This window comes from Moorena sp. SIO2C4 (assembly GCF_010672485.1).
In the GTDB taxonomy this organism is placed as follows: domain Bacteria; phylum Cyanobacteriota; class Cyanobacteriia; order Cyanobacteriales; family Coleofasciculaceae; genus Moorena; species Moorena producens.
In genome coordinates, this window is the sequence record NZ_JAAHGN010000239.1 from 1 (window position 1) to 8,232 (window position 8,232).

Consider the following 8,232-nt stretch of genomic DNA (forward strand, 5'->3'; position numbering starts at 1 on the left):
TGCGCCATCCAAACAGTCAGTTAGGTTTGAAGGTTTTTTAGTCCTTCTTTCCCCCAGCTCATACCCCTTATGTAATAAGGCTCTTAGCTGGAACGAGCCGCACTTCAATGAAGCTTTTACCTGAGAGTCTGACGTTTATGAACCGACTACAAAGGATTTATAGGTTAATTTTCCCAATCGTAGAGAGGTCGTGCCTCAGGGTTGCTCAGAATCTTTTCTCTCCTTTGCCGTACCGCTCAAGATGATGCGATTATATCACATTTTGGAGCTCCTAACCCCCACCTGAACGAGGTGAAAGAAGTTACCGTAAGACAGTTGAGCGATAGGCGCGACAGCCTGTGAGTCATAAGTTTAAGTTATATGAAATAAGGCGAGCCTGTCTAAGGTTTCGTCTCCGGGGAATGCGTCGCTCATTTTTTTTCAAATAAATATACTTAATTTATATGCTTATATGCTATCCAATGGTGTTTAAAGTCCTAACCTATAACCTTAGACATCTTAGCTTAATTTTCCAGTAACCGTCAAAATCCCACTCTTACCGCTAATCAGGTACTTCGCTCATGCTTAGCTGTCTCCAGCCATGGTAAGCTTCGACCAGTTGGCTTACAGAAGTCATTCCTTACCAACTCATTTTTGGGGATATTTTCAGTGTACAGTTAAGCCATTTCTTGAGCAAAGATAGATCAGTACCAGTGTATGGGCATCCTTTAACTCAATGACAGGTCATAATCTCAGATACATCAACAGGTTGTTAGGAGCACATTGTCTTTAAATGCAGGGAACTTTGAGTGAAATTGATATCCGTAGCATCCTGCAACTGATCGAGCTAGGTCAGCGAACCGGGGAACTCTTAGTCGAGGCATACAGCCCTCACCCTAGTAGCAAGGCTAGCAATAGTGGCAGCAATCGTTTTACCTCAGCTAGACTTTACCAGCAGCCAAAACTACCAAGTCCGCGTCCGTATTGGTTTGTATTCTTCCTGAATGGCCAGATTGCCTATGCTGCTGACAGCGATGGGAGCTTGACGCGCCTGCATGATTATCTACGCCGCTATAAAGCCAATGATGCTCTCGATAAATTGGAAAGTCTGTCGATTGCGGCTACCAATGCTCTAGAGTATGGTTACCTTTGGGCTTTGTTAGAAAAGCATGTGATCACACCAAACCAAGGGCGAAGCATCATTCAAAGCATGGTTAATGAAACCCTTTTTGATTTGCTGAGCCTTCACCATGGCTACTTTGTATTTGAAATTGGTCCGGCATTAGCACCGCAACTTACTACCTTAGAAATAGAACCATTGGTCAGAGAGATGATGAAGCAGGTGCAGGAGTGGAAGCAATTGTGCCCTCATATCCAATCTCCCCATCAGTGTCCAATGATTACTGCCCATGACCAGTTACAGGCTACACTGCCGGAAAAATCCTTTAGACTCATAAGCAGTTGGGTAGATGGCAAAACTTCTCTACGCCAGTTGTCCCGTTATCTCCATCGCGACCTAATCACCGTAGCTCGGGCTATTCATCCCTATGTACAACAGGGGTCAATCCAAATGGTGACCCCCAAAGAAGCAGATACGCCAGCCATTGAAGAGCAATGGGAGTTCAAGAAAGTTACACGATCTGTTGTCTGTGTTGATGATGATCTCGCAGTTGGAAAAGCTGTGGAATATACCCTAGAAGCCAAAGGTTATAAAGTCACAGCAATACAGAAGCCCCTAAAGGCTCTGAGTCAGGTTTTCCAACTCCAACCCGATCTCATCCTCTGTGACCTAGTAATGCCCGACCTAGATGGTTATGAGCTTTGTGGCATGTTACGCCAATCCACAGCATTTCGGCAAACCCCCATCATCATGCTCACAGGCAAAGATGGCTTTATTGATCGGGTCAGAGCGCGAATGGTAGGTGCAACTGACTACTTAACCAAGCCCTTCGGAGATCATGAGTTATTGATGCTTTTGGAGAAATACATTTGGTCGAGGTGATCTAGAACAATACCAAGGTAGTAATGCCCTGAGCAAAGAATTAGATCAAGGGGAGAATATTGCTCTGTCAGCCTTTGAGTTATTAATAGAGGCGTCTAACCTATCAGTTAATTAACCAACACTATCCTAATTAAACCCACTGGTCAAGCTAGGAGCTTCCACAAATTCAAGAAAAATATAGTCTTTCTTGCTATCACCACCGATAGATGAGGGATACTGTAATCATGATTTAATTTATAGACCCAAATCGGGCTGTGGTTTAATTTCACGACCTTTCCCGAGGGTCGAGCTAGGAGTTATGAGTAAAGTTTTAGTTGTAGAAGACAGCCTTGCTCAACGGCAGATGATCTCAGACCTCCTTAAAGGTAGTGGTTTGAAGGTGGATGTTGCCAGTGATGGTGTTGAGGCTTTAGAACATATTTTAGAGTCTTGTCCAGATGTAGTTGTCTTGGATATAGTGATGCCACGCATGAATGGCTATGAGGTCTGTCGGCGTCTTAAGGCTGACCCCAAAACTCAGAATGTGCCAGTGGTGATGTGTTCTTCAAAAGGTGAAGAATTTGACCGCTATTGGGGCATGAGGCAAGGTGCAGATGCATACATTGCGAAGCCTTTTCAGCCAACGGAGTTGATTGGAACAGTTAGACAGCTACTCAGAAGATAAATATATTGGTATTTGACGGGAATGGTTGCTAATTCGGACTTTGTAACTGACTCGGCTCTTGAACAAGCCCCAGAATTGCAGGAATTGGAAAGTCCTGAAGGCGAACTATACCTGCGATTTTATCTGCCATCTGGTGATGAATTTGCTCTGCCGGCTACTGGTATCAAAGAGGTAATTGACCCCTCCCCTGAACAAATTACTCCTATTCCTAATGCTTCCCCTTTATTGTTGGGGACCTTCAATCGACGTGGACGGGTAATTTGGGTCTCAGATCTGGGTCAGTTTCTGGGGGATAAAACGGTTTTAAATACAGACCGTATAGAAATCCCTGTTATTGCTATTGAAGATCAAGACACTATGCTGGGGTTGGCAGTTCAACAAATTGTCTGTACAGACTGGCTGGATGTGGAAAAGTTACATATGCCTACCAATGTTGCCGATAGTATGACTCCTTTCTTACGCGGTGAGTGGTTGCTAGACATTGAGTCTAATCAGGTTCTGCGACTACTTGATCATGTGGCGATTATACGCTCAGCAAGGTGGGCAGCCTAAAAATAATTATTAAAAATTGAACATTAAAAATTAGTTGGATTAATTATTATTAAATATTAATTTTTAATGCTTCGGGAGGAGGTAAATGGCATCCAGTATAAATTACCCCCAGCTGTATGGGGAAGCCGAAAAAGCCTATATGCAGGGCAAATACCAAGAAGCGGCAACACTCGTTGATCGTTTGATTGAGGATTTCCCCAATGAACCCAGTGCGCTGCTACTGCGGGGTCATATTTACTGCTATGGTCTACAGCAGTACGATTTGGCTCGGCAACAGTATGAATCAGTACTCAATCTGACCTCTGAGCCGGATTTTGTTAATTATGCCAATAACGGTCTAGAGTACGCCCAGCAATCCACAAATGGTCATCAAGATCCTGGGTTATCACCTGATGATGTCAATACATCACAGGTGAAACTAGATGAGACTGAGGAGTTGAGTGCAGAACCCACAGAAGGAAATTGGCAAGACTTCGCTGATTTTAATGATATCAGTGAATTTGACCCGGAAAGCTTAAGTTTTGATAACACAGGGGTTGATGATTTTGCTTCAGAATCCACCTCACCCTTTAAGGAGTCTTTTCAAGATTCCACTAGTGATAGTGATGAAGGAGCCATAGAGTTACAGTCTGCTGATAATCTAGACCCTTTTAGTATGGTCAGTGACTTAGAAGAAGACAGTGAGGATTTAGAGAGTTGGGAAATTGGCTCTGATTTAGAACTCGATGTTAATGCTGTCAGTAGTCAGACTTGTTACAATGGCACAGAAGGACACTTTCCTGAACTCTCTCAAGAGGAGGGTCTACAAACATTTATGGTGTCTCCTGAGGAGAATTTAGACGAAGAGCTCTCTTATGGTTCAGAACAGTTAACTAGTGAATCTAGCACAGTTGAGTTTAACGTCCTGGCTGAAGAAGAATTAGAGTCTCTGGCAGATTACGAGTTTAGTGATCTCGAGGAGCAATCAAAGAATTCCTTTGTTGAAGCCGCAACCCTGTTAATGAATTCACCAGAGCTTGAGGGGAATTTTTCCCCGACTCCAAGTTCTGATCCTACCCCGACTACCGAAGAAAATTATTCCAGGACCGAGCAGTCTTTGGAAACAGAGAAACCAACTTCTGGGGATACTCAAGCCTATGCTGACAATCAAGAGGACTTAGAATATCTCAATCAGGCTCCTGACTCTACTGAACCCTATTTATCGGGAAACTATGGCTCGGATGAGCAACTTTTGGACTCAGCTTATGAACACAATGGGTTAAACTCTCCAAGCCCAGACCAAATTAATTTGGAATCCTTTGATGATGATTCTTGGACAATGGATGATGTAACGGAATCAGAAGAGGAAATCTTGTCAGGAATTGAAGCACATCAAGGGGTAAAAGAGGGTTTTTTAGATGAGTTTGACCTATTTGATGATGATTTAGATTCAATCCCTGATTTCTCTGTTGATGATCAGCAACCACTGTCCAATGAGAGTGATGACAATAGTGATTTTGATGTATTAAGCACTACTGGCTCAACACTGGGAAGTACTGGGTCAATGGAGATGAACACCAGTGGTGTTAGTGCTGTACCCAGTCATGATTATCCGTCAGCCACTGGGAATGAGGAGCTATTTAGCCTTAGTAGTGCCACCGAGCCAATCCCTATTTATAATCCCACTAAAGACATTGACAAAGAGCTGGTTGTTAGTATTGACCAAGGTCGACTAGCTCCCATAGAAAACGCTCCTGTCAACCAGAAGAATTGGATGACTGCCTTGATTACTGGCGCGGTCTCAATGGTGGTGGTAGCGGGGGTGAGTGCTGGAGCACAATACATGGTTAGAGATAATCCATCCTTCAAAAACCACGTGCGAAATACTAGTATTATGATGACCCTAGCCGCTGGTGTTGCCAGTTTTGGTACTACTCTGGCTGTGGGAAATATTACAGCTAGGCAGATTAGACGTAGTACCGAAAACCTGAAAACCCAGTTTGAAGGAGTCTCTCAGGGTAATCTCAATGCCCATGCTACGATCTATTCCCAGGACGAATTGGGTCAGTTAGCCCATAGTTTCAACCAAATGGCTAGAGTCATCTTGACAACGATGACGGAAGCACAACGAAAGGCAGAAGAGCAAGAACAGGCAAAAGAAGACCTCCAACGCCAGGTAATTCGATTGCTTGATGATGTGGAAGGGGCAGCACGGGGGGATTTAACGGTACAAGCAGAGGTAACTGCGGATGTGTTGGGGGCAGTTGCTGATTCCTTCAACCTGACCATTCAAAACCTACGGGAAATTGTACAACAAGTCAAGCAGGCAGTCCGTCAGGTGACCAAATGTTCCACCGATAGTGAGTCCTTTGCCCGTAGCTTGTCTTCTGATGCTTTACGGCAAGCTGAGGAACTGGCGGTGACCCTGAACTCTGTACAGGTGATGACCGATGCTATTCAGCGGGTGGCAGAGAGTGCAAGAGAAGCTGAGGAAGTTGCCCGCTCAGCCTCGGCTACTGCTCTCAAAGGTGGTGAGGCTGTGGAGCGCACTGTGGCAGGAATTTTGCAAATTCGTGAGACTGTAGCAGAAACGACTCGTAAAGTCAAGCGTTTGGCAGAATCTTCCCAGGAAATTTCTAAAATTGTTACATCGATTTCTACCATTGCCTCCCGAACGAATTTGTTAGCACTCAATGCTAGTATTGAGGCGGCAAGAGCTGGAGAAGCTGGTCGAGGCTTTGCTGTTGTTGCGGATGAGGTACGACAGCTCGCTGATAAGTCAGCCAAGGCACTCAAGGATATTGAACATATTGTCTTGCAAATCCAGAGTGAAACCGGTTCAGTTATGACAGCTATGGAAGAAGGCACCCAACAGGTGATTGAAGGTACTAAACGAGCAGAACAAGCCAAGCGATCGCTAGAAGATATTGTGCAAGTGGCAAACCGGATCGATGCTTTAGTACGTGCCATCACTGCGGATACTATCGAGCAAACTGAAACATCCCGTGCTGTTGCCCAAGTGATGCAATCCGTTGAGTTAACTGCTCAAGAAACCTCCCAAGAAGCCCAAAGGGTTTCTGGAGCTTTGCAAAACTTGGTGGGTGTGGCGGGAGAGTTGCGGACATTTGTTGAGCGTTTCCGTGTGGAAGCGAATGATGGGAAATGATCGACTAATGGCTAAAACTACCAGCCTCGGGTTATGGAGTCAGCGTTTACTGGCGGCGATTTTCTTAGCTGGGCAAGTGATACTTCATCTACTGACTGGGAAGATTCACCGCCGCAATACTATCGAGCAAATGGTAACCGTTGGACCAGAGTCTCTGATAATTGCTTTGCTCACTGCTACTGTAATCGGTATGGTGTTTACCATTCAGGTAACACGAGAGTTCATTAATTTTGGTGCCACGAATGCCATTGGGGGAGTCTTGGCTCTAGCTTTGGCTAGGGAATTGGCTCCGGTGTTGACTGCTGTGGTTTTGGCAGGACGAGTTGGTTCGGCATTTGCTGCAGAAATTGGTACGATGCGCGTTTCAGAGCAAATTGATGCTTTGTATATGCTCAAGACTGACCCGATTGATTACTTAGTGATTCCTCGGGTTATTGCTTGTTGTCTGATGCTGCCAGTGTTGACCATTCTCGCAATTGTGACTGGTATGGTAGGAGGAGTGGTACTGGCTCAAAATCTTTATGGTATTCCCCAGTCTGTGTTTCTTGATTCCGCTCGTAACTTCCTAGGAATTTGGGACTTGTTCTCTGCTGCTATTAAATCTTTAGTGTTTGGGCTGTTGATTGCTGTGATTGGTTGTAGCTGGGGGTTAACCACTACAGGAGGGGCTAAGGGTGTGGGTCAATCTACCACCACTGCTGTGGTTACTGCTTTGCTAGCAATTTTTATTAGCAACTTTTTATTATCATGGTTGATGTTCCAAGGGATGGGTAGTGCGGTGATCAGCTGAATAGCTTGTTGATCGTTCATTGTTAATTGCCCAAAAGCAATCCGTTAACAGACACTCACAAACCAGTAATCTTCCCTCAAGGTCTGTAGCTGTTCAAAATTCCCTAAAACCTGACCTGATCAGGATTAATCGACAGATCAGTTAATTTAGAATAGATCAATCGCACTTTGTGTAGCGGTCGATTCCTTTTCCTTTCGGAAACTTCCAAGAGCTCCACTTAACCCTATTGTCCACACTGTTCAGTTTTACAACTTCACTAATGTCCCAGTCGTATTTTGATACCGAAAGCAAAACTCACAAGTCGTTTGAATTACCTGGTGCTAGACCCCAATACAATCCTGACCGCCCAGGACAAGTGGAGCATATTTTCCTGGATTTAACTCTGGATATCCCCCTCCAAAGGGTTAGCGGTACCTGCACCATCACCCTCAAACCAATACGCAATGGCATTAAACAGCTAGTACTTGATGCGGTCAACTTGACTATCGCCTCAGTGCAGGTTGACCAAATCCCCCAGCCCTTTGACTATGACGGGGAACAACTACAGATCCACCTACTTAACCCCGCTGTTGTTGGAAAAGCGATTAAGATTGCGATCGCATACAGTGTAGACAACCCCCAGCGGGGTATTTACTTCATTCATCCAAACCAGCACTACCCCAACAAACCTACCCAAGTTTGGACCCAAGGAGAAGATGAAGACTCTCGCTTCTGGTTCCCTTGTTTCGATTATCCTGGTCAACTTGCTACCTCCGAAATCCGCGTTAGATTGCCAAAACCCCTGATTGCTATCTCCAACGGGGAACTAATTGCTACAGAAGAAGACGGCAATGAAACGATATACCACTGGCGGCAGCAAGAAGTTCATCCCACTTACCTGATGACTCTAGCCGTAGGGGACTTTGCGGAAATTCGGGATGAATGGCAGGGCAAACCAGTAAACTACTACGTGGAGAAGGGGCGAGAGGAGGATGCTCGCCGCAGCATGGGCAAAACTCCTGGAATGATAGAGTTCTTGAGTGAAACCTTTGCCTATCCCTACCCCTATCCGAAATACGCCCAAGTCTGTGTAGATGACTTCATCTTTGGTGGTATGGAAA

General features: G+C 45.0%; 6 protein-coding genes. All 6 read left to right on the top strand.

Annotated features, from left to right (window positions below; all coding sequences use genetic code 11):
- The first annotated feature begins 772 nt into the window (after window positions 1-772).
- Window positions 773-1,981: a response regulator gene (locus F6K20_RS14565; RefSeq protein WP_008180687.1), complete on the top strand. Its 1,209-nt coding sequence runs from the start codon at window positions 773-775 to the stop codon at window positions 1,979-1,981.
- 298 nt (window positions 1,982-2,279) lie between these two features.
- Entirely contained in the window at window positions 2,280-2,645 is a 366-nt protein-coding gene (locus F6K20_RS14570; RefSeq protein WP_008180685.1) for a response regulator transcription factor, read from the top strand.
- A 21-nt stretch (window positions 2,646-2,666) separates the two neighbouring features.
- A complete protein-coding gene (locus F6K20_RS14575; protein ID WP_008180683.1) occupies window positions 2,667-3,197 on the top strand; it encodes a chemotaxis protein CheW in 531 nt (176 codons plus the stop codon).
- 85 nt (window positions 3,198-3,282) lie between these two features.
- Window positions 3,283-6,342 carry a methyl-accepting chemotaxis protein gene (locus tag F6K20_RS14580; RefSeq protein WP_008180681.1) on the top strand — a complete coding sequence of 1,020 codons (3,060 nt, stop codon included), beginning with the start codon at window positions 3,283-3,285 and terminating at the stop codon, window positions 6,340-6,342.
- Window positions 6,343-6,349: 7 nt separating this feature from the next.
- Window positions 6,350-7,132: an MlaE family lipid ABC transporter permease subunit gene (locus tag F6K20_RS14585; protein WP_044492430.1), complete on the top strand. Its 783-nt coding sequence runs from the start codon at window positions 6,350-6,352 to the stop codon at window positions 7,130-7,132.
- Window positions 7,133-7,391: 259 nt separating this feature from the next.
- Window positions 7,392-8,232, top strand: an 841-nt coding sequence (locus F6K20_RS14590; protein WP_353736757.1) for a M1 family metallopeptidase, incomplete at its 3' end; no start/stop codon positions are given.